Consider the following 26,386-nt stretch of genomic DNA (forward strand, 5'->3'; position numbering starts at 1 on the left):
GCCCCCATGTCCAGCCTGCAGCTCGATCCCTACGACCACGCCTTCCACTGGGATCCTTACCCCACGTACAAGGCCCTGCGCGAGCAGGACCCGGTGCATTACAACGAGAAGCTGGACCTGTGGTTCCTGACCAAGTGGGATGACGTCTTCGGCGCCTTCCGCGACTTCAAGAGCTTCATCAACACCGGCGCCACCTCGCTGGAAAAGGGCTCCACCGAGGCGCTGCCGTACCCCATGTTCATCTTCAGCGATCCGCCCGAGCACACGCGGGTTCGCAACCTGTTCATGCCGCTGATGACGCCCTCCGCTGTGCAGGCGCTGGAGCAGTACATCCGCGACAAGACCGTGCGCCTGCTGGAAGCGAAGCTCAAATCCGGCAAGCTCGACTTCGTCGACGATCTCGGCTGCTTCCTGCCGATGGACGTCATCTCCACGCTCACCAGCGTGCCGCCGGAAGACCAGGACCGGGTGCGCGGCTGGGCCGACGACCTGATCGCCCGCGAGGACAAGCAGCACGCCCTGTCCGAGCGCAACATCAACGGCTTCATCAACATGGCCACCTACTTCGAGACGCACTCCGCGAAGTTCGAGGCCGCTGGCAACGCCGAGGGCCTGGTGGAGATCATGCTGCGCGCCGAGAAGGCCGGCACCATGAGCCGCAAGCAGACCGTGGGCACGCTGATCCTGCTGGCCATCGCCGGCAACGAGACCACCACCAAGCTGATCGGCAACATGGCCTACCGGCTGTGGCAGCACAAGGACCAGCGCGCCCTGCTGGCGCGCGATCCTTCGCTGATGGCCAACGCCGTCGAGGAGACCCTGCGCTTCGACGGCTCCTCGCAGATCATCGTGCGCCGCGCCGGCAAGGACGTGAGCCTGCGCGGCAAGACCATCCCCGAGGGCGCGCGCGTCGGCCTCTGCATCATTTCCGCCAACCGCGACGCCGACAAGTACCGGGACCCGGACCATTACGACATCACCCGCGGCGCCCGCGACCACATGGCCTTCGGCATGGGCATCCATGCCTGCCTGGGCTCGGCCCTGGCCCGCCTGGAGGCCCGCGTGGTGTTCGAGGAGATACTCAAGCGCATCCCGGACTACGAAATCGATGAATCCGGCCTCAGGCGCGCCCACAATCCCAATGTGCGCGGATTTACCCATGTCCCTGCAACTTTCCCCGTCCCCGGATGAGCTAATCTAGCCCCAAGCGGGCGGGGGCCCGCCGTATACCGGGGTTTCACCAATGCGTCACATCCTGCTCGGGGCCGCGCTCGCCACCATGGCGACGCCCGCCTTGCCGGCCAAGGCCTGCGAAGAACTGGGGGCGGAGATTTCCGCCAAGATCGAATCCAAGGGCATTCGCGGCTATTCTCTGAGGCTGGTGCCGGCCGCCCAGGTGGGCGACCAGACCGTCGTCGGAAGCTGCGACAGCGGGGCGACGAAGCTGGTCTACCGTCGGAACTGAGCCGGCGCAACGGGAACAGGGAGCGTACTCACATGAAGCAGATCATCCTCGCGGCCGTCCTCACCTTGCCGACCCTGGCCGTGGCGGCCAAGCCCTGCGACGAACTCAAGGGCGAGATCGCCGCCCATCTCGATGGCAAGGGCGTCAAGTCCTACTCGCTCGACGTGGTGCCGGCGGCCGAGGCCAACGGTGGCAAGGTGGTCGGCAGTTGCGACGCCGGCGCCAAGCGCATCGTCTACAAGCGCACGCAAAGCCTCTGATTCCGGCAGCGGGCGGCGGGTTATGCTTCACGCATGATCCCTGCCGAAACCTCCCGCCCTCCCGTGCTGTCGGTGCGGGCGCTGCACAAGCGCTACCGCGAGCTCGTGGCCGTCGAAGAGCTGTCCTTCGACGTCGGCCGCGGCGAAATCGTCGGCCTGCTCGGCCCCAATGGTGCCGGCAAGACCACCACCATCAACATGGTGCTCGGCGTGCTGCAGCCCAGCGCCGGGCAGGTGCTGGTGGACGGCATCGACGTCGCCCGCCGTCGCGAGCAGGCCCTGGCACGCACCAACTTCGCCGCTGTCTACGCGCCGCTGCCCGGCAACCTCACGGTCTGGCAGAACCTGCGCTACTTCGGCCTGATCTACGGCGTGCGCGATCTTTCCGCACGCATCGACGCGCTGCTGCTGCAGTTCGCCCTGGAGCGTTTCCGCGACACCCGCTGCGGCCTGCTGTCCTCCGGCGAGCAGACCCGCGTGTGCCTGGCCAAGGCCATGCTCAACCGCCCGCCGTTGCTGCTGCTGGACGAGCCCACCGCCTCGCTGGACCCCGCCACCGCGCAGGACATCCGCCAGCTGATCCGCCGCCTGGCGCGCGAGGAAGGCGGAGGCATCCTCTGGACCTCCCACAACATGGGCGAGGTGGAGGAAGTCTGCGACCGCGTGCTGCTGATGTCGCGCGGCCGCCTGCTGCTGCAGGGTGATCCGTGCACACTGCCGCAGGAGCACGGCGCCGACTCGCTGGAAGACCTGTTCATCCGCGTCGCGCGCGAGCCGCTGCAGTTCGGAGGTGGCCGATGAAATGGCGTGCCGTCGCCGGCGTGGTGCTGCGCCAGGTATACCTGATGCGCAGCAGCCCCACGCGCGTGCTGCCCCTGTTCGCCTGGGTCGCCGTGGATATCGTGCTCTGGGGTTTCTTCACGCGCTGGCTCAATGCAGCGGGCCCTTCCGGTATCGACTTCGTGCCGCAACTTTTGGGCGCCGTGCTGCTGTGGGATTTCTTCGGCCGCGTGATGCAGGGCGTGACCACCGCCTTCTTCGAGGACCTGTGGTCACGCAACTTCCTCAATGTCTTTGCCACGCCGCTGACCATCTCCGAATACGTCAGCGGCCTGGTCGTCACCAGCACCGCTGCCAGCATGCTGGGCCTGGCGGTGATGCTACTGCTCGCCAGCGCCGGCTTCGGCCTGTCATTCTTCGCCTACGGCATCCTGCTGCTGCCCTTCCTGCTGGTGCTGTTCCTGTTCGGCATCGCGCTAGGCATCGTCGCCAGCGCCATCGTGCTGCGCTACGGCCCTGCCTCGGAATGGCTGGTGTGGCCGCTGCCCGCCGTGCTGTCGCCCTTCGCCGCCGTGTTCTATCCCTTGTCCACGCTGCCGGAATGGATGCAGGCCATCAGCCGCCTGATGCCGCCGTCCTACGTCTTCGAGGGCATGCGCGCCGTGGTGGCAGGGCAGGGCGTGTCCTGGCCGATGCTGCTGGGCGGCCTGGCATTGGCGCTGCTGCAGGTGTTCCTGGCGGGCTGGCTGTTCGCGCGCGTGCACCGTCATGCGGTGAATAGCGGGTTGCTGGCGCGGTATAGCGCCGAGAGTGTGAACTGAGTCGTCATCCCCTCTCCCCGCGTGCGGGGAGAGGGTTGGGGTGAGGGGCGACGGGTCTTCGGTCGAGATCTGAGACATGGTGCCGGCGACTACGCCGTTCAGGTGTCATGGGTACCTGAAGACTGGATTCGGCTAAAGCGCCAGGAGGGCAGGAAAACGAAGCGTATCCGGCATTCCGAAGCGGCGGGATGCGCTGTGCTTTCCCGCCCTTGTTGCTGAACCCGTCGAGGGGTGAACGCGATCAAGCCGCCGCCAACCGCGTCACAACCCCTTCTGCAACATCCCGATCAACCGGTGCTTCGTCGGCACCACCCACTGCTGCTTCAACTGCGCCGACAGCAGCCCCGCGGTTTCCAGTTCGTCGCAGAGATGCATCTGGTGCGCCAGATCGAACAGGTCGAGCTGGTAGGTGAACAAGCCATCGTCGCCCACCGTGATGAACGAAACCCCCGGCGTCTGGTAATAGCTCCCATCTGCGCGTTGCCCCGGCCCGCGGTTCCACCAATGCGTGATGATCTGGTTGCCGTGCGTGGCATAGCGTTCGATCGGGAAGCTCCAGCCCTCCCAGCCCACCATCATGTCGCGGCCGTAATGGGTGGCGCGGATCTCGTCGCGGTTCTTGGCGTAGACACGCATGGTGCCGGCGTACTCGCAGAGGTATTCACAGTCCTGCGCATAGAACTCATCGGCGATCCAGGCCCACTCGTTGCGGCGGGCGGCCTCGACGAAGGCGTCCTGCATCGCTTGGGCTCGCGCTTCCAGTTGCTGGGGGCTGATGGCCATGACTCGTCTCCTCGTAATGTCGTCCGGCCATCCTGCGCGCGGCTGGCGGGAGCGGCCTCACCCGATCGGGCGAGCGCGGCTGGCCGCAGGCGAGGGTGGAGGGTAAAGTCCGCGCCATGCCGATGCCCAAAGCCCCGCCCGCCGAGAATCCGGACGCCTATGTCGCCGCCCTGCAGGGCTGGCAGCAGGCGCAGGTGCAGAAGCTTCGCCAGGCCGTGCGTGGCGCAGCGGAACTGGAAGAAGCGGTGAAGTGGGGCCACCTGGTCTATTTCGCCAACGGCCCGGTGCTGCTGATCCGCGCCGAGGAGACGCGCGTGTTGTTCGGCTTCTGGCGTGGCCAGCGCCTGCGGGAGACCGAGCCGCGCCTGAAGCCCGGCGGCAATTACGAGATGGCCACCCTGGGGCTGCAGGCCGACACCGCCATCAGTCCGGCGAAGGTGAAGGCGCTGGTGCGCCAGGCGGTGGCGCTCAACCAGTCGCTGGGCAATCCGGCCGTACCGGCAAAGAAGATCGCGGCAACAAAGACAGCAAAGAAATCCGCCACGAAGAAGACCACCACGAAGCGCAAGACCTCATGACCACCATCTTCGAACGCATCATCGCCGGCGAGCTGTCCGCCAGCTTCGTGCACCAGGACGCGCGCTGCGTCGCCTTCATGGACATCAACCCCGTTACTCGCGGCCACGTGCTCGTAGTGCCGCGTCGCGCGGTGGCGACGCTGGACCAGCTCGACGCGCTGACCCGCGCGCATCTCTGGGAGACGGCCAACCGCATCGGCCGCGCGCAGCGCCAGGGCCTGGGCAGCCGGGCCCAGCACCTGCTGGTGAACGACGGCAAGGCCGCCAGCCAGACCGTGCCGCACGTGCACATCCATGTGATCCCGCGCTACGGCAGCGACACGCTGCACACCCTGGCGCGGCTGGCCTGGCACATCACCACGATCACCATCCCGCGGCGCGAGACCCCGGAACGGCGCGGCAAGCTGGAAGCCGCCGCGGCGGAAATCCGCAGCGCGCTATAGCGGCTCCCCGGGGATCGACTGCTCCGTCTGGCGCCGCAGCGCTGCGGCCAGGCTGGCGGCGGCCGGATCGGCATCCAGCACCTTCAGCACGTCGGCGACGTGCTCGCGGGCCACGGCGTGGATGAGCTCGGGTTCGCGGCTCTGGGCCAGCAGGCCCATGACGAGGCCTTCCAGAACGGTCAGGCGGGCGTGGAGCTGGTCGGAGATCATGGTTTCCTTCGGTATGCAGTAGGGGAGGGAACACCCCGATTGGGTGGCAGGGTCGCAGGCGTTCGGTCCGACATACTAGGTCATGGCGCTCACAGTGACAGCGCCGCCGCCGGGGAATATGGGATGTCCAGCAACCGTCTGACGAATCACGTCGTGTGGATCGCGAGCCTGCTGCTGGTGGCCGGAAACGCCGCTGCCAGGGACAGTGAGTGGTACTTCAAGGTCAGCAACGATACCGGGTCGCGCATCACCGCGCTTCAGGTGTCGATCGATCGCCAGGCCTGGGGAGATTTCGACATCGGCCGCGGCATCAAGGCCGGCGCCACCGAGACGCTGACCTGGGACGCCAGCACTGACGACGAACCCTGCGAGCAGTGGATTCGTGCCAAGTTCGCCGATGGCAGCGTCAGCCCACCGAGCAAGCAGGATTTCTGTCAGGACCTGGACGATCCGATCGTATTCTCGGAGTAGTTAATCGTCTGCAGGAGGCTCTCGCCGCAGCTGGTCCATGCGGCGACGCGCATCCTCGGCCTGCACTTCATCCAGTTGGCGCTGCTCGCGCGTGCGGCCGAAGCGCACGCGGTTCTCGGCCGCCAGCTGCTCCGCCTCCGCGCGGGCCTTGCGCTTGCGCGCCTTGTTCAGGTTGATGATGTCGGCCATGACGTCTCTCCGCCGGGGAGCCGATAATAGGCCCCCGCGACACCCGAGGCGAGCCTGAACGCCGCTTTCATCCGGATGTCGTATCGTCCGCATTCCCCCTTGGGGTCTGTTAACGCTACCGCGATCGCTGCGATGCCACCAGATTTGCCGCCAGGCAAGGCGCGAGGAGGGCGTTGGGCGGGCCTCAATAACCGACGAGTAACACAGCATGGCGGCAAATCTGGTGGCACCCGAAGGGCGGGACCATTTTGGCGCATGGCGTTGTCCCGCCCCGCTTATGTACGTCAAGTACTCCGCGCGTGACGGGACTTAGCCCTGCGTCAAAATGGTCGCCGTCGCAGTGATTGCGGTAGTGTTAACAGACCCCCTAGGAGAGAACAGAATGAAAACCCGCGCCGCCGTGGCCCTCGAGGCCGGCAAACCCCTGAGCCTGGAGATGGTGGACCTGGAGGGCCCGCGCGAGGGCGAGGTCCTGGTGGAGATCAAGGCCACCGGCATCTGCCATACCGACAAGTACACGCTCTCCGGCGCCGATCCGGAAGGCCTGTTCCCGTCGATCCTCGGTCATGAGGGGGCCGGCGTGGTGGTGGACGTGGGGCCCGGCGTCAAGTCGCTGAAGAGGGGCGATCACGTGATCCCGCTGTACACGCCGGAATGCCGCGAGTGTGACTACTGCACCTCGCAGAAGACCAACCTCTGCCAGAAGATCCGCGGCACCCAGGGCCGCGGCCTCATGCCGGATGGCACCAGCCGCTTCTCGCTCAACGGCAAGCCGATCCTGCACTACATGGGCTGCTCCACCTTCGCCAACTACACGGTGATGCCGGAGATCGCGCTGGCCAAGGTGCGCGAGGACGCGCCCTTCGACAAAATCTGCTACATCGGCTGCGGCGTCACCACCGGCATCGGCGCAGTGATCTTCACCGCCAAGGTCGAGGCCGGCACCAACTGCGTCGTCTTCGGCCTCGGCGGCATCGGCCTCAACGTCATCCAGGGCCTGAAGATGGTCGGCGCCAACATGATCGTCGGCGTCGACATGAATCCCGAGCGCGAGGCCATTGCGCGCCGCTTCGGCATGACGCACTTCGTCAATCCCAAGGACGTGCAGGGCGATCTCGTCGCCCACCTGGTGGAGCTGACCCGCGGCGGTGCCGACTACAGCTTCGAGTGCATCGGCAACGTGCAGGTCATGCGCCAGGCGTTGGAGTGCTGCCATAAGGGCTGGGGCGTCTCCACCATCATCGGCGTAGCCCCGGCCGGCGCCGAGATCGCCACCCGTCCGTTCCAGCTCGTCACCGGCCGCCGCTGGATCGGCTCCGCCTTCGGCGGCGCCCGCGGCCGCACCGACGTGCCCAAGATCGTCGACTGGTACATGGACAAGCGCATCAACATCGACGACCTGATCACGCACGTCCTGCCGTTCGAGAAGATCAACGAAGGCTTCGACCTGATGACGCGCGGAGAGTCGATCCGCAGCGTCGTGGTGTACTGATGAAGGAGCTCTCGCGCCAGCGTTGTTTCGGCGGCTGGCAATGCGTGTACAGCCACGCCTCCGAGTCCACCGGCACCGAGATGCGCTTTTCCGCCTACCTGCCGCCGCAGGCGGAGCAGGGCAAGGTGCCGGCGCTGTACTTCCTGGCGGGCCTCACCTGCACGGAAGAGACCTTCATGATCAAGGCCGGCGCCCAGCGCCTGGCCGCGGAGCTGGGGCTGATGCTGGTGGCCTGCGACACCTCGCCGCGCGGGCTCGACCTGCCCGGCGACGCGGAGCACTGGGACTTTGGCGTCGGCGCCGGCTTCTACCTCGACGCCACAGAAATGCCCTGGGCGCCGCACTACCGCATGGGCCGCTACATCAACGAGGAACTGCCCGCGCTGGTGGAAGCGCAACTGCCGGCCGCGCCCGGCCGCCGCGGCATCTTCGGCCACTCCATGGGCGGGCACGGCGCGCTGGTCACGGCGCTGCGCCACCCGCAGCGCTGGCAGTCGGTGTCCGCCTTCGCGCCCATCGCCAATCCGGTCGCCGTGCCCTGGGGCCAGAAAGCCCTCGGCCGTTACCTGGGTGCGGACGAGTCGCAGTGGCGCGAGTGGGACGCGAGCCTGCTGATGGCGCGCCAGCCCTATCCCGGCGACATCCTGGTCGACCAGGGACAATCGGACCCATTCCTGGAACGGGAACTGCATCCGCAGGCCCTGCAGGATGCGGCGCAGCGCTCGGGGCAGTCGCTGACGCTGCGCCTGCAACCCGGCTACGATCACTCCTACTGGTTCATCCAGAGTTTCATCGGTGATCACCTGCGGCACCACGCCGCGCAACTGGGCGCCTGAGGCGAGGTCGCCCGGCGTCCTACGTGCGCTGTCGGCAGCGTCTGACACGGGGGAGGGGATTGGTTCCGATGTGGCGAACGGCGCCGCTGCCGGACAATCGCGATATGTCTGGAGACCCTTCCGCCATGTCCGATATCACCGCCGTCGTTGTTCCCGCGCGTCCCGCCAGCCAGTGGCCGGTCGGTGCGCGCCTGCGCTTCCTGCCCGAGGCGGAGCTCAATCCGAGCCACGAGCGGCTGCGCGGAACCATGGCCCTGGTGCTCGGCGAGATGCAGCTGATCGGCCCCTCGAACGGACGGTACTCCTGGCGGCAGCAGATCCTGTCGCTCAGCACCTGCAGGGTTGGTTGGGCACGGCCGGACCAGTTGGGTCTGCCGTTGGATGGGGAGGACGCAGAGGCCGGTTAACTCCAGCCAGGATCTCCGCGTGCAACAAAACGGGGGCCAACTTGGGTTGGCCCCTTTTTCTTTGATGCCGCCTTGCCCCGCCAGCCTTGTAGAGTGGGCACGCTTCGCTTGGCGCACCCCACAAAAATCACCGGCTTTCTACGGTGTGGCGGTCAGAGGACTCAGGCTGCCGCTTCAACCTTCCCCGCAAACTCCTCGATGCCTTCCAGGAAGTGGCGGTTGTCGTCGTCCCAGGGGTGGAAGTCCGGGCGGAAGTAATCGAACCACGCGCCGATGCGCTTGCGCAGGAAGCCCACGCGGCCGAAGCCGTGGTGGTAGAACTCCAGCCAGCCCTTGGCGTCCGCCAAGCGTCCCTCCGAGCGCAGCACCGCCAGGTAGGCCGGCGTGATCATCGCCCAGAAGATCACCGTGGCCAGCACCAGGCCGCCCGCGCGTTCCGCATAGGCGCGCGGCCCCGTGCCCTTCACCGTCTCCCAGACATCGAAGGCCACCGCCTTGTGCTCGGTCTCCTCCAGCGCATGCCAGTGCCACAGCGCGGCAAAGCGCGGGTCGGCCTTCTCCAGCACCTCCGGCTGCTTCAGCAAGCCATCGGCGAGGATCGCGGTGAAATGCTCCAGCGCGATCGTCGCCGACAACTGGTAGGAGCGCGGCGTGTGGCGCTGGATGCGCCCCAGCAGACCGGCCACGATCTTCTCGAAGCGCGCCGCCGCGGGCACCCGGGCGAACAGCGCCTCGTTGTACTCTTCGTGTTCGCGGCCGTGCATCGCCTCCTGGCCGATGAAGGCGGTGACAGCCTTCTTCAGTTCCGGGTCGGTGATCTGGTCGCGGTAGTTGCGCACGCTCTGGATGAAGAAACGCTCGCCCACCGGGAACACGATCGACAGCGTGTTCATGAACTGCGAGATATGCACGCTGCCGCCATTCCAGTCGGCGATCCTCTCCGCCGGCAGCCGGAACTTGAGGTCGCGGCGGGTCGGCAGGATCGGTGTCTTGGTGCGGCTGGCGGTCTTCGGCTTGCTGCTCATCGTCCTGTGCTCCATCGGGGGCGACGAACCCCGGAAGAGGTATACAATCGTCTACACGAAAGGTAGACGACTGTAGACATCGATGTCAACGAGTGATGTCACAGTCCTTCTGATTCCGCAGATCAAGGCGTTGATATGAAAAAGGATTCCGCTGAAGACAGACCATCGGCCAAGGTCCCGTCGCCCCTGGTCAGCGGCCGCCAGCGCCTGATGGAGGCCGCCCTGCAACTCGCCGCCACCACCCGCAGCCTAGCTTCACTGGGGCTGCGCGAGGTGGCGCGGCAGGCCGGCCTGAATCCCAACACCTTCTACCGCCACTTCAACGACTTCGATGAGCTGGGCCTGGCCGTGATCGACCAGCTCAGCGGCCAGCTGCGCGAAGGCCTGCGCGAGCGCCGCCGCAGGCCGGCGGAAGCCGGGCTCAAGCTGTCGGACACCGCGAACCCCGGGGATGCCTGGCGCAAGGCCCAGGACGTAGTGCGCGAGTCGATCGCCCTGGTGCTGGATTTCGTCACCGAGCACCGCACCGCCTACGTCGTCGGCATCCGTGAGATGCACGGCAGCTCGCCGGTGCTGCGCAAGGCCCTGCGCAAGGTGCTGGACGATATCGGGGAGGACATGACCGAGGACGTGCTCGGTGCCCTGCAACTGCCGCTGCTGCAGCGCGAGGACGTGGCCGAGATCTCGCAGCTGGTCATCCGGCAGATGACCTTCTTCTCGCTGGATTACCTGGAGCATCCGGAGCAGCGCGAGCAGATCCGCCGCCAGGCGGAGCGCTTCGTGCTGTTGTTGTTCTGGGGGGCCATCGCAGCCAAGGCGCCGCAGGAACTGGCGGCGTCGGGACTCAGGTTTCCGGACTGATGCCGGGCTGAGGTCCAAATCGGGAGTGGCGGTCCGGGCGAAGTCCTGCTGATGGAAGGGAGGAAGCAACCACCAGCAGGACCGCCCTTACGCGGTTTGAAGGATAGCGCGTTGAGCGCGGCTTGTAGCGGGTTCCGCCCCGATTGCCAGGGCGAAAACGGTCCCGCCGGCCGGGCCTATGCGAACAGCGAGAACAGTGCGTCCAGCAGCGTGCGGTGGTGCAGGGCCGCGATCCCGACCATGGCCATGACCATGCCGGTGTTCACGAAGCCATCCGGCAGGCCATAATGGATCGCAGGGTTCTCCTGCGAAATCATGGTCTTGCGGCGCGCGGCGCTACGGCGGTGACGGCTGTCCACGGTCACCGTGGCCTCGGCGGGGAGGCGGGTGCGGCGGCGGGACGGGGTCTGGGTTGCTGCGGCAGTCGCGAGGCTCATATACTGTTTACCTGACAAGTACTGTTCAAACGAACAGTAGTCGTTTCCGAAACAGGATGCAAGCCCCGATGGCCAATCTGACGCCCCGCCAGACCGAGATCCTGCAGTTCATCGAGCAGCGCCTGCGCGCGGAGGGCTATCCGCCGTCACAGCGCGACATCGCCGAGCACTTCGGCTTTGCCCAGAACGCCGCGCGCGATCACCTCCAGGCCCTGGCACGCAAGGGCGAGATCGAGATCTCGCCCAACGATGCCCGCGGCATCCGCCTGCTGCGTGAGCAGACGCCACCGGGCCTGCCGCTGCTGGGCCGCATCGCCGCCGGTGCGCCGATCACCGCGCCGTCCAACGCCGAGCACTGGCTGGAGCTCGACCCCGGCCTGTTCCAGCCGCGCGCCGACTTCCTGCACCGCGTGGACGGCGACTCGATGATCGACGCCGGCATCCTGCCGGGCGACTTGGTGGGCATCCACGCGCAGTCCGAGGCCGAGAACGGACAGATCATCGCCGCCTGCCTCTACGAACCGCGTGGGGGTTTCGAGCGCATCACGCTCAAGCGCTATCGCCGCAAGGGCAGCGTGGTCACGCTGCATGCCGAGAACCCGCGCTACGAGCCCATCGTCATCGACCTGGCGCAGCCGGCGGAAGACCAGGAGGCCGCGCCCTTCCGCATCGCCGGCATCATGGGTGGCCTGCTGCGCACCGGCGCGCCGCGCTGATCCGCGAGCCGGCTCGCGGATATCGCTGTTTCCTGCCGGGCGAAAAGGCCGCGTCAGTAGGCCTGGTACAGCCGCCCCATCAGCACCCCGTCGGGCTCGTACCACACCACCACCACATTGCCGTAGGCATCCATCGCCGTGGTCGGCGCGCTGACGATGCGGATGTTCTCCGTGCCGTCGGCACGCACCGTGGTCTTGCCGCCGCGCGGGCCGCCGTCGGCGTCTTAGCGCTGGATGTCGACTTCCTGTCGAAACCAGCAGGCTCGCTGGCGCGCCAGGCGATCACATAGTTGCCCGCCGCGTCCATCGCCACTCGCGGATCGGTGCCCGGATTGCCCGGCGCGGCTACCCCGAACTCGGGGCCCTGCGGAGTGCCGTTGGCGTAGTAGCGCCGTGCGTTGATCGGCGGAGTCGGTGCCGGCATCTCGGACTGCCAGCCCACCAGGAAATTGCCGGCGGCATCGCGCGCCACCTGCGGCCTCCACTGCCGAAACCCAGCGGATCACCGGGGCCGGCCTGCGCCGGACTCAGGGCCATGACGACAACGGCAACGCGCGCGGACCCGTGCCCCATCTGCATGGTCTTTCTGCCCCGGGGCTATCCTGCCGGCCCGCAATATAGGCCGCGGCCCCGCGGTGGCCAGGCCTGCACTATGCTTGGCCGGCCCCCGTCCGACGAAAGGATTCCGACCGATGAAGCTTCTCCGTGCCCTGTGCTGCGTCCTGCCGCTGCTGCTGGCGCGGCCGGCCCAGGCCGAGCCCACACAGGCGCCGCCCTGGTCGCTGAAGACGCCCGACGGCAAGACCGTGAACTACCCGGCCGACGCCAAGGGGCAGCCCACCGTGCTGCTGTTCTGGCCCTCCTGGTGCCCGTTCAGCCGTGCGCTGCAGCCTTACGTGGACGACATCTGGAAGGATTATCGCGGCAAGGGCGTGAACGTCTGGACCATCAACATCCTGGAGAACCGCGGCGGCGACCCGGTGCAGGCCATGAAGGACCGCGGCCTCAGCTTCCCGCTGCTGCTCAACGGCGATCCGTTGATCGCCCCCTACGGCATCTCGCGCACGCCCTGGTTCCTGGTGATCGACGGCAAGGGCCGTATCGTCTACTCGCGCCCCGACAACGTCCCTTCGCCGATCGACGTGGCGAAGAAGGCACGCGAGACGCTCAACGGCCTGCTCGGCGACCGCGCCGTGCCGCTGCCCACCAGCTACTCGCCGCCCTACGACCTGCACCTGCGCAAGCCGGGTGGCCCGCAGTCCTCGCGCCTGGAATCGGCCGCCGCGCCGGACGCGGACTGGCGCCCCTGGGCGCAGAAGTATCTGGAATCGGTGCCGGCCGGCGAGAGCGTCGCCGGCATCGCGCCACGGGGCCCGGTGGCCGACGGCAAGACCGCCATCCGCATCGCGCGCGAGCTGTGGACGCAGCGCTGGGGTGCAGAGCAGACCGCCATCCAGGCGCCGTACCGCTCCTATCGCCGCAACAACCTCTGGCTGGTACTGGGCAGCGCCAAGACCGCGCAGCTTGGCCAGGGCTGGGTGCTGGTGCTGGAGGCCGACAGCGGCAAGGTCGTCCGCCTGTCGCAGGGCGACCCCGCGCCTTGAAGCATCGGCTGCTCCCGGCTCCGCTGGAGCTGCCGGCGGAGGCGCCGCTGCACCCGCTGGAGCGCGCCTTCTACGACCGCGACGCGCAGACCGTTGCGCGCGAGCTGCTGGGCTGCTACCTCGTGCACCGCAGCGGCGGCGTCGAGCGCGTTGGCCGCATCGTCGAGGTGGAGGCCTACCTCGGCCCGCACGATCTCGCGGCGCATTCCTCCAAGGGGCTTACACCGCGCACGCGCGTGATGTTCGGCCCGCCGGGGCATGCCTACGTCTACCTGATCTACGGCATGCACCACTGCGTCAACGTGGTGACCGAGGCCGAGGGCATCGCCTCCGCCGTGTTGCTGCGAGCACTGGAGCCGGTGAAGAACCTGGAGGGACGCACGCGGGGGCCGGGCCTGCTGTGCAAGGCCATGGGCCTGGACCTGCGCCACAACGGCCTGGACCTGCTGGGCGACGAGCTGTTCGTGGCTGCGCCGCAGCCGATGCCGCCGGTACGCATCGAGCGCCGCCCGCGTATCGGCGTGGACTATGCCGGCCACTGGGCACGCCGCCTGCTGCGCTTCTACATCAAGGACAATCGCTGGGTGTCCAAGCCCTAGCGTCGACGGGCCCTAGTTCAGCAGGTGGCTGTGGCGCTGTGCCTGGGGCTGCGCGGCGCGGCTTTCGTAGTGACGCCGGCCATTGCCGCCCGGGGCGGCGGGCAACTGGCGCTGGCGCAATGTCGGCAGCAGCACGCCCTGCAGGTACTGGCCCCAGGGCATGCCCTCCGGGCCGCTGAGCATGCGCGCGCCGGTCCCGCCGGCCGGTGTCAGCGACAGCAGCGTATCGCCGGCCTGGTCGTCGATCCCGAGGTTGCCGGTGGCGGACAAGCGCACGATGGCGTCGAGCAGGTCGCCGCGGCGCAGCGTCGTGATGCTCCAGAGCTGTTCCACCTGGCCGAGCGGCACCTGCCGTCCCGCGCCCAGCCCGCGGGCGTGGAACAAGTGCAGCAGCGTGTTCTGCAGATCGCTGACGGTCAGGCTCATGGCGTTTCCTGGAGACGGTAGGGCCAGACTGTGGCGGGCCCGGTCCCTCGTCCAGCGGAAAAGAACTCCCGCAGGCCTGTGATCAACTTTCCGGCGGGCCCTCCGCGCTCCAGGCGTGCTGCTGCACCCAGGCCAGCTTGGCTGGCCGCTTCAGCTTCTTCAGCGCGCTCTCCGTCTTCAGCGCGCTGCTGCGGTCGGCACAGGCCATGGCCGCCAGGACCCGCCGGGGTGGGTTGATGCGCGTGAAGGCCGCGCCGCGGCCGCTGCAGTGCTTCTCGAAGCGCTGCGCCACGTCCGGGGTGATGCCGGTATAGAGCCGGTCGCCCGCGCATTCGAGCATGTACACGTACCAGCAGGGGCTTCCGGAGTCGGCCATCCCCGCCATGATAAGGCTGAACGCCGGCTGACTTCGCCGCTCAGTTTCTGTTCAGCGCGCCGCGCTAACTTGGGCTCACCGGCGCAGGGTCGCGCCTTTCGAAGAAGGACAGGAAGTCATGAACAATCTCACTGCGGGTATCGTCGGCGGCGTGGCGGCCGCGGTGGTCGGCATGTCGGCCATGGTGTTTGCCAGCAAGTCCGGCGATGAGCCGGCTGCGGACAAGAAGGAAGTCGCGGCAACGCGCGAAGAGTGCCGCACCGAGCGTGTGGTCACCAACAAGGAATGGGGCGTCAAGCGCGTCACCGGCACCCTGCTGGGTGGTGCCGCAGGCGGCGCCCTGGGCCACCAGATCGGCGGTGGCAGCGGCAAGGACGTAGCCACGGTGGCCGGTGCCCTGGGTGGTGCCTATGCCGGCGGCAAGGTGGCCCAGCAGCACTATCCTGACCAGGAAGTGAGCTACCGCGAGCGTTGCCGCCAGGTGCCGGCGAACTCGTAAGGGTTCCTCCGCAGCGTGCACGAGGCGGGCCTCCGGGCCCGCCTTTCTCATGATCGGCCCATCGCGGGCCGTTTCGTTTTGCAGGACCACGACCGGTCGGCGGCGCATCGCGACCATTCATGCCGGGCAGTACATTTTGTCTACTTACGGTGGATAACCTCCCCGCTACGGTGCCTCCACTGGCACCTTCATGAGCCCCCGATCATGCGATTGACGACTCGCGGCCCCCGCGCCGCAAGCCTGTTGCTGTCCCTTTGCACCGTACTCGGCACCACCCCGGCTTCGGCCCTCGACCTCAGCACCCGGCTGGGCTCGGTAGGGTCCGCCGACCACATGATCGACGACGGCGTGCAGACGCCGGTAGCCCTTGAAGCGTCCAACCGGCTGGACGACGAATTCGTGGTGGACCTGGTGATCAGCGACGCCCTGTCGATGCTCGGCACCGACTACCAGCTCGGCGCCCGCGACGAGAATTCGGTGGACTGTTCCTCGCTGGTGCAGCGCATCTTCCGCGTCATCGGCCTGGACATGCCGCGCACCACGCGCCAGCAGGTCGGCTATGGCGAGCCGGTGGCACGCGACGACCTGCGCAAGGGTGACCTGCTGTTCTATCGCTGGCAGCCGCGCAACCTGCACGTGGCGGTCTACATGGACGACGGCTACATCCTGCATGCCTCGCCGGGCCAGGGCCGCGTGGTGGTCACGCGCCTGACACCGGACTGGGAGCGCCGCCTGGTGGCCGCGCGCCGCATCATCTGAGACTACCTTCTAGAGCCGCACCAGCTCGTAGTTGTTGCGGCCCGAATCCTTGACCCGGTACAGCGCCTCGTCCGCCGCGCGGTAGGCGTCCGACAGCCGCGCGTCCGGCAGCACCACCGCCGCGCCGATGCTGACCGTGATGATGCCCAGCGTCGCTCCGCGGTTCTCGATCTGCAGGCCCGACACCGTCTCCAGCAGCGATGACAGGCGCTGCCGCCCCGCCTCCTCGTCGCAGTCATAGAGCAGCAGCGCGAACTCCTCGCCGCCCATGCGCGCGGCCATGTCCAGCGGCCGGCGGGCGAAGCCGGACAGTGCCACCGCGATCTCGATCAGCACGCCGTCGCCGTACTCGTGCCCCTGAAGGTCATTGACCTTCTTGAAATGGTCCAGGTCGATGATCGCCAGCACCATCCGGCCCGTGCGGCTGCCCCGCGCCATCGCGCGGCCCATCGCCTCGTAGTGCTTCTCCAGCGCGCGGCGATTGGGCAGGCCGGTGAGCGGATCGCGGTGGGCCATCACCCGCAGCAGCAGTGCCGCCGCCCACTGCCGGCGCAGCGCCAGCTTGTTGGACGCCGAGGCCAGCACCACCAGCGCCGGCAGCATCCACTTGATGATCCAGGAGCTGGCGGCATGCGGATTGGCCGCCTCCTTCCAGATCCAGGCCTGGCTGACCGTGATCACCGCGAAGGCGCCGAGCAGCATCAGGCTGCGGCCGAAGCGTGGCCGGGCCATCAGGATCACCGCAATCGGCACCAGCACGCCCACGGACGGGTCCACCGGGAAGCCGCTGGCGTCGCTGTGGTGGCGCATCGTCTCGATCACCAGCATCTCGATGCAGTAGGCCCCCAGCATCAGCCACTCGGTGCTGTCGCGCTCGCCGCGCTTCCACAGCAGCCACAGCACCACCGCGAACAGCGGCGTCACCACCAGCAGCTCCATCGCCAGCACAAAACCGCTGCTGGACGGTGCAGAGCCGAGCAGGACAGGGGCCCACAGGGCGGCGGAGGCGAAGGACAGCAGCGTGATGGCCGCCAGGATGATGCGGGCGTTGCGGCTGGACGCGCGGTTGAAGGCCTGGAAATCGTCCTCCAGGCGCTGCGGGAAGCGGAAGCGCTTGGTGCGCGCCGCCACGATGTCCGCCACGTCCAGCGCCTCCTGCGGCGTCAGATCGTACTCCGGCAGGTCGCGCAGGGCAGCGACAGCCTTGCGCGGGGCCAGCCCGTCCTCCTGTGCATCTCGGTCGCTGTTCATGAAGCGGCTCTTGATCTAGGGCCTGTTGACCCCTCTTGTGTCGCGCAGCCTAGCAGGCTGCGGGGCGAGTGCCGACCCCTCAATAAATACAGGTCCCCGCCTCCTCGAAGCGCGGCCCACGGAAGCAGCGCCGCGGGTTGCCCCGCTCCAGTTCGTGGTGCAGCTGGCGGCGCCCGGCGCGCAGCGATTGCCGCGCCTCTTCCGCCTGCTGCGCCAGGCGGCGGCCGAGCAGCAGCAGCGCCAGGCGCCGGTTGGCGTGCTGGCTGCGTTCCGACTGAACCTTCACACTGATGCCGCTGGCCAGGTGCGTGGCCCGCACCGCCGACTCGGTGCGGTTGACGTGCTGGCCCCCGGCCCCGGAGGCGCGCAGCGTATCGATCCGCACCTCCCCGGACGGTGGCGGCGCCGGCAGTGCCAGCACCTGGCCGGCGAAGTACCAGTTCTTGCGCCCGTAGCCCGGCCGGTAGGGGCTGGGGCAGGTCCATAGCAGGCTGCCGTTCCAGCGCTGTGCCAGCGCCTCGGCCCCGGCGCCCTCCAGCGCCAGCAGCAGCGACTGCCAGGTGCCGGGTTCCGGTCCCGGCTCCTGTTCCAGCACATTGCAGTCCACCCGCATTGCCGCCGCCTCGTCCCGCAGGCGCTCCAGCGCCCTCGCCAGTGCCAGGCAGCATTCGGCCGGTCCCTGGCCGGCGGAGAGTTGCAGCAGGATCATGGGCAGCACCCCGCGCGCGTCTTGTAGGTGAGCACCGGCTTCAGCCGCGCCAGCAGCCGCAGCAGGCCCGCCTCGCGCAGCGCGCCCACCACCGAATCCACCGGCTTGTAGGCCTCCGGCGCCTCCTCCCAGATCAGCGCGCGGTCATCGCAGATCACGCGGCTGCCCAGCGCGGTGCGCTGCAGTTGCTCCGGCCGGTAGCGCCGCGACAGCCGCGCCTTGCAGTCGCCGCGCTGCCACTTGCGTCCGGCACCGTGCGCCAGCGAGTGCAGCGCCTCCGCGGCAGCGTCACCGGACAGCGGCTCCGCCAGGTAGCTGTAGTCGCCGCGCGAGCCCGGGATCACCACCGTGCCGCGGTCCGAGGGCGTCGCGCCCTTGCGGTGCAGCCAGCCGTCCTCGCCGCCGATGTGCGCCGGACCGACCAGGTTGTGATGGATGTCCAGCGCCGCCTCGCCCTCCGCCCGCAGGCGCTCCAGCAGGCGCCGCGCGATCAGCGTCCGGTTGGCCTCGGCATAGCGCAGCGCGCCGTCGTGGCGCGCCAGGTAATGCCGCGCGTCCTCGCTGCCGTGCTCCAGCCCGCCGTGGCCGTGGCGCTCCACCTGCTCGCGCAGGATCGCCTCGCCCAGTCCGCGCGAGCCGCTGTGCACGAGCAGCAGCAGCTGACGGCGCTCCAGCTTCAGCGCCGCCACCGCTTCGCCGTCGTAGACCTCGTCGAGCTGCTGCAGCTCGGCGAAGTGGTTGCCGCCGCCGATGGTGCCGAGCGAACGCGCATGCGCGCCGGCTTCCACGCCCAGTGCATCGACCTGCACCTGCCAGCGCGGCTCCAGCGGCCCGTCGATGGAGCCGAGGCGTTGCTCCAGCTTGTCCAGGTGTAGCCTCGCCGTGGCGATATCGGTGCGCCACAGCGACATGCCGCAGCCGATGTCGTTGCCGACCAGGGCCGGGTAGAAGCGACCTACCGAGAAGAATGCAGCGCCCACCGGGTAGCCGCGCCCGGCGTGCAGGTCCGGCATGCCGGCCACGCGCCGCATGCCCGGCAGGGCTGCGGTGGTCTGCAGTTGCTGGATCGCATTGCCCTCGATCCAGCAGTCGTCCGCGGCGACGAGGACGACGCCCGCAGACAGGTTTTGAATGGGATTGCCCATGTTTCCATTTCCAGAAATGGTGAAGAGAAGGTCTGGTGATGGCAGGCCGGGCGGGCCTGGGCACAGCAACCGCTGTCAGCGGTTGAGGCTAGGCTCGGCGCGGCCTGCAAAGGCGTTTCGACAGCGTCATGAAGCGTCTCCTTTGCAGTGGGGGGGATGAGAGGGCGCGCATCCTATGCCTGGCCGCGCGCGAATGCAATGCGTCTTCACTGCGGCCAGAACAGCAGCGTCAGCACCAGCAGGCCGGAGTACATGCCGATCTCCAGCGTCTCGCTGATCGGCTGGATGCCCTGCACCGCGCCGCGCACGTGCACCACGATCATCAGCACCGCCACCAGCGCCAGCACCTCGAAGGTGAACAGCATGCCGACCCCGGTGAGGCCGGCGCGCAGCATCAGGCACTCCACGATCAGGATGAATGCGCCCAGGCAGCGGCCGAAGTAGATCGCCAGGTCCGTGTCGGCCGGGATCTTCCAGCCGAAGCGCCGGGCCCAGGCCAGTGGTGCCAGGAAGATCGGCAGCGCGAACACCAGCGTCGTAGTGGCGGCGATGACCAACAGATAGACATGGGCGTACTTGCCCCAGAGTCCCAGCATGCTCGTTCTCCCGGAGATCCGGGGAGGGTAGGTGCAGGCAGCCAGCCAGCGCAACACGTAATGGAATCAGTTACTTGAAGGGTACCGGCGCCGCCTTGAACTTATCCACAGGACGGCACGGAGTTTTCGCCACTGTTGCGGTGCAGCATGAAATCCGAAGATGCCTCCCATGACTTCCAGCACGAACAACCACAAGCCGCTGATGGCGCTGGCCCTGTCCATGGCGCTGCTGCTGGCCGCCCCGCTTGCGGAGGCTGCCCCGGCCAGGTCCAAATCCAGGGCTGCACAGCCGGTGAAGGCTGCCCGCCAGGCCGCGCCGCTGCGCGGCTACGTGTACAGCCCGCAGCAGGCCGCAGTGGCACTCGTACCGCCTCCCGCCATTGCCGGTGCCCACCCTGTGTCCAGCGTGCCGGCCGGCACCGAACTCACTCGCATCGCCGCCCTGATGCGCCAGTGCGAATCCGCCATTGCCACCGCCCACCCCTGGCGCGCCGCGCAGGCCCAGCGCGAGATGTTCCAGCTCAAGGTCAGCATGTCCTACCGCGCCGCGGCCGGACGCCTGAGCCCCCAGGACATGTCCAGCGCCATGGCCATCGAAACCCGCGCCTACGGCAACCTGGCCGCCACCTGCGCGCCGCTGCTGGTCTGATCTCTCCCCTGTCCTTGCTCAAAGGACACTTTCTGGCCCCGCCCTGCGGGGCCTCTTTTTTTGGGCGGGCTAGTCGCGGCGCTGGCGAACCGGCGACGCGCCTGGCCGCTCCAGGCGCAGCAGGGCGATCAGCGTGAGCAGCGCCAGCAGCCACTCCGAAGGCGCACCGCCACCGCCGCCATCGCTCGACGACCCCGTGTCGTCCTTGCCCGCGGCCACGGCTGACGCCGCGCGCCGAGCCGGCCCCGGCCCCTCGAAGGCGGTCTTGGCGGGATCCCAGGGGCTTTCGCCCCAGCCGCGCTCGATCAACTGGATGTTGTCGCCCTGCACCTCGATATAGGCGTAGGACAGGTTGTCGTCGTCGCGGGCTTCCAGTACGTGGTTGTTGGCATCGACGCGCGACTGCACCACGTAGCGGCCGTTGGGCATGCCGTCGAACTCCACGTACATGCCGGGACGCTGCCAGCGGTAGACGTCGCCCCAGCCGATCGACAGGCCGATGACGCCGTCGTTGGGCGAGAAGCAGCTGCCCAGCGCGGTGTCGCCCCCAGGCACTTCGTAACCCTGGTTGAACTGGGTCCAGTCGGCGAACAGCTGGTCCGCCGGGCAGAAGCCGGACTTGGTGCCCTCGCCGACGCGCGTCATGCTGCCGCGTGCCGCGTCGTTCACGGCAAACAGCTCGAAGCTCAACACGTAGTCGTCATGGAAATGCGCGTGGATCGGGTGGAAGCTGTAGGTGCCTGCCGTGATCTCCTGCGTGCTGCCGTCGGAGTAGTGGATCACCTGCTGCATCGGCCCTACCACGATGCGCGACAGCGCCTCCTGCAGGTTGAGCTGCGCGGTGCCGGCGATGAAGTCGTCGATCAGGCGGAAGCGCATGTCGTAGATGCCCGGCCCCAGGTTCATCGGCCCGGAGGTGAAGCGCAGGCAGCGCTTCGCCCCGCCGCCACCCAGAGCAACCGGCGCCGCCTCGTCGGCCGTGCAGGAGATCGGGTGGATGTCGCCGATCGCCAGCGGCGGATTGATGGTGTCGGGCGGATAGACGCCGTTGAGCGGATTGGCCGGTGCGATGAAGGTGAATTCGTAGGGCGGCACGGTGCGCAGGTTGGGCAGCAGCGCGCGGCGCGCACCCTGGGCGGAGAGGTCCTCCGGCAGTACCGACTCCAGCTTTGCGCGCATGCGGAACGAAGCCTGCGTGACGCTTTCGGGCCGCACCCGAATGGTCCATTCGCCGGGCTCGGGATCCATCACCAGCGCCTCCGAGTTGAACTGGTTGGAGTTGCTGTCGCTGGCCGCGACCGCGCCGTGCGGGTCGATCAGGTCCACGGCGAAGGTATCGGTGCGCTCCGGTGTGTCGATGCCGACGCGCAGGCGACGGCCGCCCGGGGCCAGGGCGATCTTCCAGCTCGGACAGGGCGCGGCGCGGTCGCAGAGGGCGGCATTGCTCACGCGGCCGGAGGCGATGGTGCCTCCGTCCCAGAAGGTCGATTCGCCCAGCCCCAGCGCGGCAGCAGGGCCGGCGGCCTTGGCTCCATGCGCCAGGGCGCAGGTGGGTGACAGCAGCAGCACGGCCAGCAGGGCGTGCTTCGAAAATGGCGATGGCATGCGTTGGATCCCCGGATGGCGGCGATGCACCACGCCGGCGCGGCGGGGCTTGCGATGGCGCCATCCGGATCACCGGGAGCAACGGACGTGCCATGGGGTGCCGCGGGCGGCGGCGAGTGTGGATTTACCATCGCGACCGCGGATGGCAGGTAAAATGTTGACATGCTGTAAATAAAGCGCCTTTAATGTCGCCGGCCGCGCCATGTACGCGACCGGGGGAGGGGTGCCTTGAAGAACAGCCTGAATTCCATCGCGACCTGCGGCCCGCGTGCGCTGCGGCCGGCCTGTGCCCATGGAGGCTTCCGCGCATGATCCAGCGATTCCTCGATACCCTCAGCCGCCTGCAGCAGCGCCACGCCCTGCTGCTGTTCCTGGCGCTGGGCGCCGTGCTGTTCGCCGCGGACTTCCTGAAGCAGCACGAGGCGCCGCTGTCGCCCCCAGCCGTGGCCGCCGAAGGGCAGAGCGCCGAGCAGTGGCTGGAAGACGAGGTGCTCTATCGCGAGGCGCTGGCGCGCGGCCTGGAAGAGGGTGACCTGATCGTGCGCCGCCGCCTGGTGCAGAAGATGCGCCTGCTGCTGGAGACCGGCGTGGACGTCGCCGAGCCCACGCCGGCGCAACTGCACGAATGGATCGACCAGCACGCTGGCCGCTATGGCGGCCTCGAGCGCCTGAGCTTCGACCACGTTTTCCTGTCGCGCGGCTTGCGTGATGCCCACATGGCGGCGGACGCGGCGCGGCTGGCGGCGTTGCTGCAGCAGCCGGGCGCCGACCTCGCCTCGTTGAGCGACCCGCACCCCGGCGGTACGCAGGTGGTAAGCCTGGGCCCGCGTGAGATCGTCAGCCTGTTCGGCATGCCCTTCGTGGCGCAGCTTGCCGAGCTACCGCAGGAGAGCTGGCAGGGTCCGCTGCCCTCGGCTACCGGCCTGCACTTCGTGCGCATCCATGAGCGTCGCGTCGGTCGGCCCGACTACGCCGCCGTGCGCGAGCGCGCACAGCGCGACTACCTGCTGGAGCACCGCCGCGAGCAGACCCGCCTGGCCCTGGCCCAGCTCAAGGCCCGCTACGGCTTGGAGCCCTGATGCGCGCGCTGCTCGCCGCCCTGGTCCTGCTGCTCGCCGCGCCCTCCGCCTGGGCGCATGCGATGAGCAGCGCGCAATGGCGCGTGACGCAGGCCGACGCCTGGACCTGGGATAGCCGTCTACGCCTGCCTGAAGACTTCGAGGGCAACCTGCTGTCGCTGGAGCCGCATTGGCCGGCGAGCTGCACGCAGCTGGGCGAGACCCGCAGCCAGCCCGCCGACGAGGGCGTGGTGCTGCATTGGCGCCTGCGCTGCCCGCAGGGTCTCGACGGCACCCTGGGCCTGGCCGGCTTCACCGTGCAGTTGCCGGATGCCGTGCTGCTGGTGCAGCCGCTGCAGGGCGAGGGACGGTACAGCGTGCTGTCCGCCGCGCGCCCGGAATGGCACGCCGATGCGCACGTCGACATGCCGCCGGTGGCGCACTACTTCGTGCTGGGCGTGGATCACATCCTGCTCGGCATCGACCACTTGCTGTTCGTGGTCGGCCTGTTCGCGCTGTGGCGCCGCAGCGGTCGCGGGCTCGGCACCCTGGTCGGCACGCTCACCGCCTTCACGCTGGCGCATTCGATCACGCTGGCCGGCGCCATGCTGCGCGGCTGGCAGCTGCCCTCCGGCGCCGTGGAGGCCTGTATCGCCGCGTCGATCCTGCTGCTGGCGGTGGAGCTGGCCACCGGAGCCCGGGGCCTGGCGCAGCGCCGGCCCGCCTCGGTGGCCTTCGCCTTCGGCCTGCTGCACGGCTTCGGCTTTGCCGGCGCGCTGGCCGAGACCGGCCTGCCGGAGCAGGCCCGCGGCTGGGCGCTCGCCGCCTTCAACCTGGGCGTGGAAGCAGGGCAGTTGCTGTTCGTGCTGGGGCTGCTGGCGGTGGTGCGCCTGCTGCAGCCGCAGCGCCGCTGGGCGCCGCTGGCGCTCTGCGCCTATGGCGCCGTGTCGGCCTACTGGCTGATCGAGCGCAGTGTCGCGGTGCTGGGATGAGGAGAACCATGAAAAGAACCATGATGCGTTACGCCGTGCCGGCCCTGGCCCTGCTGCTCGCGGCCTGCGGCCGCTCCGAGGCGCCGTCGGGGGGCAGCGAGCCGCCCACGGACAATCCGCCGGGCACCGTGCAGGGTGAGTGCGGGCCGGTGCTGCCGGGCCGCAAGCAGGCGCTGTACGGCGACCTGCACGTGCACACCAGCTTCTCCTTCGACACCTACTTCTTCAACTCCATCAACGGCCCGCGCGAGGCCATCCGCTTCGCCAAGGGCGAGCCGGCCGGCTACCCGGCGGGCGATACGGATCCCGACACCCCGGTCACCTTCGAGACTCTGGACCGCCCGCTGGATTTCGTCGCCATCACCGACCATGCCGAATTCCTCGGCGCCTTCGAGCTGATCTGCGAGGCAGGCGGCGCGCTGCCGGCCGGCACCAACCCGGTCTGCAACATCATCGGCAACAACATCCGCGGCAACATCCGCGCCTTCGTCGAAGGCACCACCACGCCGTTCCAGATCCTGATCCAGACGCTGCTCTCGGAGAGCCCCACCGACCGCACCGCCTGGGCGCAGGAGCGCGCCATCACCGACGAGGAATACGTGCCCTGCAGCTTCACCACCATGCACGGCTACGAGTTCAGCTCCAACAAGCGCGGCCAGATGCTGCACCGGAACATCATCTTCCGCGGCAAGGCCGACGAGGTGCCGGACACCGTCTTCAGCTCCGTCTCGCCGACCAGCGGCATCGACGACCGCAACGTCAACGACGAGTGGATGCTGTTCGACCACCTGAACACCGAGTGCGGCAAGGTCAAGGACTGCAAGGCGCTGACCATCCCGCACAGCGCCAACCTGTCCGACGGCCGCTTCTTCATGCCGCGCGATTTCGCTACCGGCCTGCCGCCGGGCCGCGACGGGGTCGCGCTGACGCGCGGAGACGCCGAGATTCGCCGCGGCTACGACCGCGTGTTCGAGATCTACCAGCACAAGGGCGGCTCGGAATGCGCCGTGGGCCTGGAGGGCAACTATCTCAGCGGCGAAGAGGGCAGCTGCGACTTCGAGCTGTCCAAGAACGTCTGCGCCGGCCTCCCGGGCGACCCGCCGTCCTGCGCCAAGTACTGCACCGGCGACCCCTCGCGCGATCCCAGCTTCTGCTCGCTGACGCAGTCTCCCACCTACCTGACCAGCGTCTGCGAGACCGCGGGCGTCAACGGCGCCTCCGGCCCGGCTGCCAACTGCACCACGCCGCTGGACTACTTCCGCAACATCATGGCCGAGGGCCTGAGCCTGCGCAGCGTGCTGGGCATCAATCCCTACCGCCAGGGCATCATCGCCTCCACCGACACGCATAACGGCACGCCCGGCATGGTGCGCGAGAAGATGTACCCCGGCCACGGCGGCGTGCTGGAAGACGAGCCCAAGGACCATCTCGGCCTCTGGGCCTGCGATAAGAAGAGCGAAGACCCCAACGACCCCGACAACTGCACCAACCGCGTCTTCACCGATCGCGCGCGCGGCTTCGGCACCGGCGGCCTGGCCGGCGTCTGGTCCGCGGAGAACACGCGCGGCCAGGTCTGGGACGCGCTGCACCGCGGCGAGACCTTCGGCACCTCCGGCCCGCGCATGCGCATCCGCATGCAGGCCAGCTGGACGCCGCCGCCCTCCGACATCTGCGCCAGGCTGGCGCAGGGCGGCGAGAGCGTTACCGCCGCCACCGGCGCGGTGATGGGCGGCGACCTGCCGCCGAAGCCGGACGGCGCCACCGCGCCCTGGATCACCGTCTGGGCCATGCAGGATCCGGGCGGCAGTGAGCCCAGCCTGCCGCTGCAGGCCATCGACATCGTCAAGGGCACGCTGGATGCCGGCGGCGCGCCCAAGGTGCATGCCTACGACAATGTCGTGAAGACCACCCACCCGGTGGACCGTCCCGCGCCGGACTGCTCCGTCAACGCCGGCAGCCACCCCGACCAGCTCTGCGTCACCTGGCAGGATCCGGACTTCCACGGCGAGCGCGATGCCTACTGGTATGCCCGCACCCGCGAGATTCCGAGCTGCCGCTGGAGCACCCAGCTCTGCGTCAGCAAGAACGTGGACTGCGCCGCGCTGAGTGCCGCCAACGGCGTCTTCCCGGCCGAGACCGGCTGGCAGGGCTTCGAAGGCTGCTGCCGCATGGAAGGCGGCCCCGGCACGTTCAAGGGCCGCAACATCTTCGCCACCATCGAAGAGCGCGCCTGGGCCTCCCCGGTCTGGTACGAGTCGCCCGCCGCACTGCTGATCAAGAATAAATAACGAGGTCGCCGAAAGACCGTTCGCACTGAGTTTGTCGAAGTGTGAGCGGTCTTTCA

General features: G+C 68.4%; 34 protein-coding genes. 21 read left to right on the forward strand and 13 right to left on the reverse strand.

Translation table 11 applies throughout. The features are described 5' to 3' along the window. Nucleotides 1-6 precede the first annotated feature (6 nt). From QT386_RS01865 to QT386_RS01885, 5 genes are read left to right on the forward strand one after another with little or no spacing between them, the layout of a single operon-like run. Nucleotides 7-1,191, forward strand: a complete 1,185-nt coding sequence (locus QT386_RS01865) for a cytochrome P450 (RefSeq protein ID WP_289272027.1) — start codon at nt 7-9, stop codon at nt 1,189-1,191. Nucleotides 1,192-1,243: 52 nt separating this feature from the next. After that, a complete protein-coding gene (locus QT386_RS01870; protein WP_289272028.1) occupies nt 1,244-1,465 on the forward strand; it encodes a DUF1161 domain-containing protein in 222 nt (73 codons plus the stop codon). 32 nt (nt 1,466-1,497) lie between these two features. Then, nucleotides 1,498-1,725, forward strand: a complete 228-nt coding sequence (locus tag QT386_RS01875; RefSeq protein WP_289272029.1) for a DUF1161 domain-containing protein — start codon at nt 1,498-1,500, stop codon at nt 1,723-1,725. Between the two features lie 33 nt (nt 1,726-1,758). Beyond that, nucleotides 1,759-2,526, forward strand: coding sequence for an ABC transporter ATP-binding protein (locus tag QT386_RS01880; protein ID WP_289272030.1), 768 nt, complete (start codon nt 1,759-1,761; stop codon nt 2,524-2,526). Continuing rightward, nucleotides 2,523-3,326 carry an ABC transporter permease gene (locus tag QT386_RS01885; RefSeq protein ID WP_289272031.1) on the forward strand — a complete coding sequence of 268 codons (804 nt, stop codon included), beginning with the start codon at nt 2,523-2,525 and terminating at the stop codon, nt 3,324-3,326. Before QT386_RS01880 ends, QT386_RS01885 begins: the two co-directional genes overlap by 4 nt. Nucleotides 3,327-3,587: 261 nt before the next feature. Here the strand turns inward: QT386_RS01885 and QT386_RS01890 are convergent, their stop codons facing one another. Next, nucleotides 3,588-4,109, reverse strand: a complete 522-nt coding sequence (locus QT386_RS01890; protein WP_289272032.1) for a nuclear transport factor 2 family protein — start codon at nt 4,107-4,109, stop codon at nt 3,588-3,590. Between the two features lie 116 nt (nt 4,110-4,225). Here QT386_RS01890 and QT386_RS01895 point away from each other — a divergent pair, with 116 nt between their 5' ends. Continuing rightward, nucleotides 4,226-4,687, forward strand: coding sequence for a DUF1801 domain-containing protein (locus QT386_RS01895; RefSeq protein ID WP_289272033.1), 462 nt, complete (start codon nt 4,226-4,228; stop codon nt 4,685-4,687). After that, nucleotides 4,684-5,130 carry an HIT family protein gene (locus tag QT386_RS01900; protein ID WP_289272034.1) on the forward strand — a complete coding sequence of 149 codons (447 nt, stop codon included), beginning with the start codon at nt 4,684-4,686 and terminating at the stop codon, nt 5,128-5,130. Before QT386_RS01895 ends, QT386_RS01900 begins: the two co-directional genes overlap by 4 nt. On the opposite strand, the gene QT386_RS01905 is transcribed toward QT386_RS01900, so the two are convergent. Continuing rightward, entirely contained in the window at nt 5,125-5,340 is a 216-nt protein-coding gene (locus tag QT386_RS01905; RefSeq protein ID WP_289272035.1) for a hypothetical protein, read from the reverse strand. The two genes, QT386_RS01900 and QT386_RS01905, sit on opposite strands and share 6 nt — an antisense overlap. 123 nt (nt 5,341-5,463) lie before the next feature. On the opposite strand from QT386_RS01905, the gene QT386_RS01910 reads away from it, so the two are divergent. Further along, nucleotides 5,464-5,811 carry a hypothetical protein gene (locus QT386_RS01910; protein WP_289272036.1) on the forward strand — a complete coding sequence of 116 codons (348 nt, stop codon included), beginning with the start codon at nt 5,464-5,466 and terminating at the stop codon, nt 5,809-5,811. Here the strand turns inward: QT386_RS01910 and QT386_RS01915 are convergent, their stop codons facing one another. Then, on the reverse strand, nt 5,812-6,000 hold the full coding sequence (locus QT386_RS01915; RefSeq protein WP_289272037.1) for a DUF4169 family protein: 189 nt from the start codon (nt 5,998-6,000) through the stop codon (nt 5,812-5,814). Between the two features lie 382 nt (nt 6,001-6,382). Here QT386_RS01915 and QT386_RS01920 point away from each other — a divergent pair, with 382 nt between their 5' ends. The 3 genes from QT386_RS01920 (at nt 6,383) to QT386_RS01930 (ending at nt 8,735) form a co-directional block, all read left to right on the forward strand. Beyond that, nucleotides 6,383-7,492 carry an S-(hydroxymethyl)glutathione dehydrogenase/class III alcohol dehydrogenase gene (locus QT386_RS01920; RefSeq protein ID WP_289272038.1) on the forward strand — a complete coding sequence of 370 codons (1,110 nt, stop codon included), beginning with the start codon at nt 6,383-6,385 and terminating at the stop codon, nt 7,490-7,492. Then, nucleotides 7,492-8,328 carry an S-formylglutathione hydrolase gene (fghA, locus tag QT386_RS01925; protein WP_289272039.1) on the forward strand — a complete coding sequence of 279 codons (837 nt, stop codon included), beginning with the start codon at nt 7,492-7,494 and terminating at the stop codon, nt 8,326-8,328. Before QT386_RS01920 ends, fghA begins: the two co-directional genes overlap by 1 nt. Nucleotides 8,329-8,453: 125 nt before the next feature. Beyond that, nucleotides 8,454-8,735 carry a hypothetical protein gene (locus QT386_RS01930; RefSeq protein ID WP_289272040.1) on the forward strand — a complete coding sequence of 94 codons (282 nt, stop codon included), beginning with the start codon at nt 8,454-8,456 and terminating at the stop codon, nt 8,733-8,735. Between the two features lie 161 nt (nt 8,736-8,896). Here QT386_RS01930 and QT386_RS01935 read toward each other — a convergent pair whose 3' ends face one another. Further along, entirely contained in the window at nt 8,897-9,760 is an 864-nt protein-coding gene (locus QT386_RS01935; RefSeq protein WP_289272041.1) for a metal-dependent hydrolase, read from the reverse strand. A gap of 135 nt (nt 9,761-9,895) precedes the next feature. Between QT386_RS01935 and QT386_RS01940 the strand changes: the two genes are divergently transcribed. Further along, nucleotides 9,896-10,621 carry a TetR family transcriptional regulator gene (locus QT386_RS01940; RefSeq protein ID WP_289272042.1) on the forward strand — a complete coding sequence of 242 codons (726 nt, stop codon included), beginning with the start codon at nt 9,896-9,898 and terminating at the stop codon, nt 10,619-10,621. A 176-nt stretch (nt 10,622-10,797) separates the two neighbouring features. Here the strand turns inward: QT386_RS01940 and QT386_RS01945 are convergent, their stop codons facing one another. Then, on the reverse strand, nt 10,798-11,058 hold the full coding sequence (locus tag QT386_RS01945) for a hypothetical protein (RefSeq protein ID WP_289272043.1): 261 nt from the start codon (nt 11,056-11,058) through the stop codon (nt 10,798-10,800). A 68-nt stretch (nt 11,059-11,126) separates the two neighbouring features. Between QT386_RS01945 and lexA the strand changes: the two genes are divergently transcribed. Continuing rightward, entirely contained in the window at nt 11,127-11,774 is a 648-nt protein-coding gene (lexA, locus tag QT386_RS01950; RefSeq protein WP_289272044.1) for a transcriptional repressor LexA, read from the forward strand. A gap of 53 nt (nt 11,775-11,827) precedes the next feature. On the opposite strand, the gene QT386_RS01955 is transcribed toward lexA, so the two are convergent. Next, on the reverse strand, nt 11,828-11,962 hold the full coding sequence (locus QT386_RS01955; protein WP_289272045.1) for a hypothetical protein: 135 nt from the start codon (nt 11,960-11,962) through the stop codon (nt 11,828-11,830). A gap of 504 nt (nt 11,963-12,466) precedes the next feature. Between QT386_RS01955 and QT386_RS01960 the strand changes: the two genes are divergently transcribed. Then, nucleotides 12,467-13,378, forward strand: coding sequence for an NTF2 fold immunity protein (locus QT386_RS01960; RefSeq protein WP_289272046.1), 912 nt, complete (start codon nt 12,467-12,469; stop codon nt 13,376-13,378). A 47-nt stretch (nt 13,379-13,425) separates the two neighbouring features. Then, nucleotides 13,426-13,977: a DNA-3-methyladenine glycosylase gene (locus tag QT386_RS01965; RefSeq protein WP_367401373.1), complete on the forward strand. Its 552-nt coding sequence runs from the start codon at nt 13,426-13,428 to the stop codon at nt 13,975-13,977. A gap of 12 nt (nt 13,978-13,989) precedes the next feature. Here QT386_RS01965 and QT386_RS01970 read toward each other — a convergent pair whose 3' ends face one another. Beyond that, nucleotides 13,990-14,403, reverse strand: coding sequence for a hypothetical protein (locus QT386_RS01970; protein ID WP_289272048.1), 414 nt, complete (start codon nt 14,401-14,403; stop codon nt 13,990-13,992). Between the two features lie 82 nt (nt 14,404-14,485). Next, on the reverse strand, nt 14,486-14,788 hold the full coding sequence (locus QT386_RS01975) for a GIY-YIG nuclease family protein (protein WP_367401368.1): 303 nt from the start codon (nt 14,786-14,788) through the stop codon (nt 14,486-14,488). A gap of 109 nt (nt 14,789-14,897) precedes the next feature. Here QT386_RS01975 and QT386_RS01980 point away from each other — a divergent pair, with 109 nt between their 5' ends. Beyond that, complete coding sequence (locus tag QT386_RS01980) at nt 14,898-15,278, forward strand: glycine zipper 2TM domain-containing protein (protein ID WP_289272050.1); 381 nt, start codon at nt 14,898-14,900, stop codon at nt 15,276-15,278. 204 nt (nt 15,279-15,482) lie between these two features. Next, nucleotides 15,483-16,037: a C40 family peptidase gene (locus QT386_RS01985; RefSeq protein WP_289272051.1), complete on the forward strand. Its 555-nt coding sequence runs from the start codon at nt 15,483-15,485 to the stop codon at nt 16,035-16,037. Nucleotides 16,038-16,046: 9 nt separating this feature from the next. Here the strand turns inward: QT386_RS01985 and QT386_RS01990 are convergent, their stop codons facing one another. The 4 genes from QT386_RS01990 to QT386_RS02005 all read right to left on the reverse strand — a co-directional run bounded on the left by QT386_RS01990 (nt 16,047) and on the right by QT386_RS02005 (nt 19,738). Continuing rightward, on the reverse strand, nt 16,047-17,288 hold the full coding sequence (locus QT386_RS01990; RefSeq protein ID WP_289272052.1) for a diguanylate cyclase: 1,242 nt from the start codon (nt 17,286-17,288) through the stop codon (nt 16,047-16,049). Nucleotides 17,289-17,367: 79 nt separating this feature from the next. Then, on the reverse strand, nt 17,368-17,997 hold the full coding sequence (prfH, locus tag QT386_RS01995) for a peptide chain release factor H (protein ID WP_289272053.1): 630 nt from the start codon (nt 17,995-17,997) through the stop codon (nt 17,368-17,370). After that, complete coding sequence (locus tag QT386_RS02000; protein WP_289272054.1) at nt 17,994-19,142, reverse strand: RNA ligase RtcB family protein; 1,149 nt, start codon at nt 19,140-19,142, stop codon at nt 17,994-17,996. The genes prfH and QT386_RS02000 overlap by 4 nt, the downstream gene beginning before the upstream one ends. Before the next feature lie 206 nt (nt 19,143-19,348). Continuing rightward, complete coding sequence (locus QT386_RS02005; RefSeq protein WP_289272055.1) at nt 19,349-19,738, reverse strand: hypothetical protein; 390 nt, start codon at nt 19,736-19,738, stop codon at nt 19,349-19,351. Between the two features lie 169 nt (nt 19,739-19,907). On the opposite strand from QT386_RS02005, the gene QT386_RS02010 reads away from it, so the two are divergent. Next, nucleotides 19,908-20,387 (forward strand): hypothetical protein, encoded by a 480-nt coding sequence (locus QT386_RS02010; protein WP_289272056.1) that lies wholly within the window; start codon nt 19,908-19,910, stop codon nt 20,385-20,387. A 69-nt stretch (nt 20,388-20,456) separates the two neighbouring features. Here QT386_RS02010 and QT386_RS02015 read toward each other — a convergent pair whose 3' ends face one another. Then, nucleotides 20,457-21,992, reverse strand: a complete 1,536-nt coding sequence (locus QT386_RS02015) for a lysyl oxidase family protein (protein WP_289272057.1) — start codon at nt 21,990-21,992, stop codon at nt 20,457-20,459. Nucleotides 21,993-22,300: 308 nt separating this feature from the next. On the opposite strand from QT386_RS02015, the gene QT386_RS02020 reads away from it, so the two are divergent. The 3 genes from QT386_RS02020 to QT386_RS02030 are packed head-to-tail and all read left to right on the forward strand — an operon-like array spanning nt 22,301 to nt 26,330. Next, on the forward strand, nt 22,301-23,071 hold the full coding sequence (locus QT386_RS02020) for a peptidylprolyl isomerase (RefSeq protein ID WP_289272058.1): 771 nt from the start codon (nt 22,301-22,303) through the stop codon (nt 23,069-23,071). After that, nucleotides 23,071-24,042 carry a HupE/UreJ family protein gene (locus tag QT386_RS02025; protein WP_289272059.1) on the forward strand — a complete coding sequence of 324 codons (972 nt, stop codon included), beginning with the start codon at nt 23,071-23,073 and terminating at the stop codon, nt 24,040-24,042. The genes QT386_RS02020 and QT386_RS02025 overlap by 1 nt, the downstream gene beginning before the upstream one ends. Before the next feature lie 8 nt (nt 24,043-24,050). Beyond that, nucleotides 24,051-26,330 carry a DUF3604 domain-containing protein gene (locus QT386_RS02030; protein WP_289272060.1) on the forward strand — a complete coding sequence of 760 codons (2,280 nt, stop codon included), beginning with the start codon at nt 24,051-24,053 and terminating at the stop codon, nt 26,328-26,330. Nucleotides 26,331-26,386: the final 56 nt, after the last annotated feature.

This window comes from Solimonas sp. SE-A11, assembly GCF_030345715.1.
In the GTDB taxonomy this organism is placed as follows: Bacteria; Pseudomonadota; Gammaproteobacteria; order Nevskiales; family Nevskiaceae; genus Solimonas_A.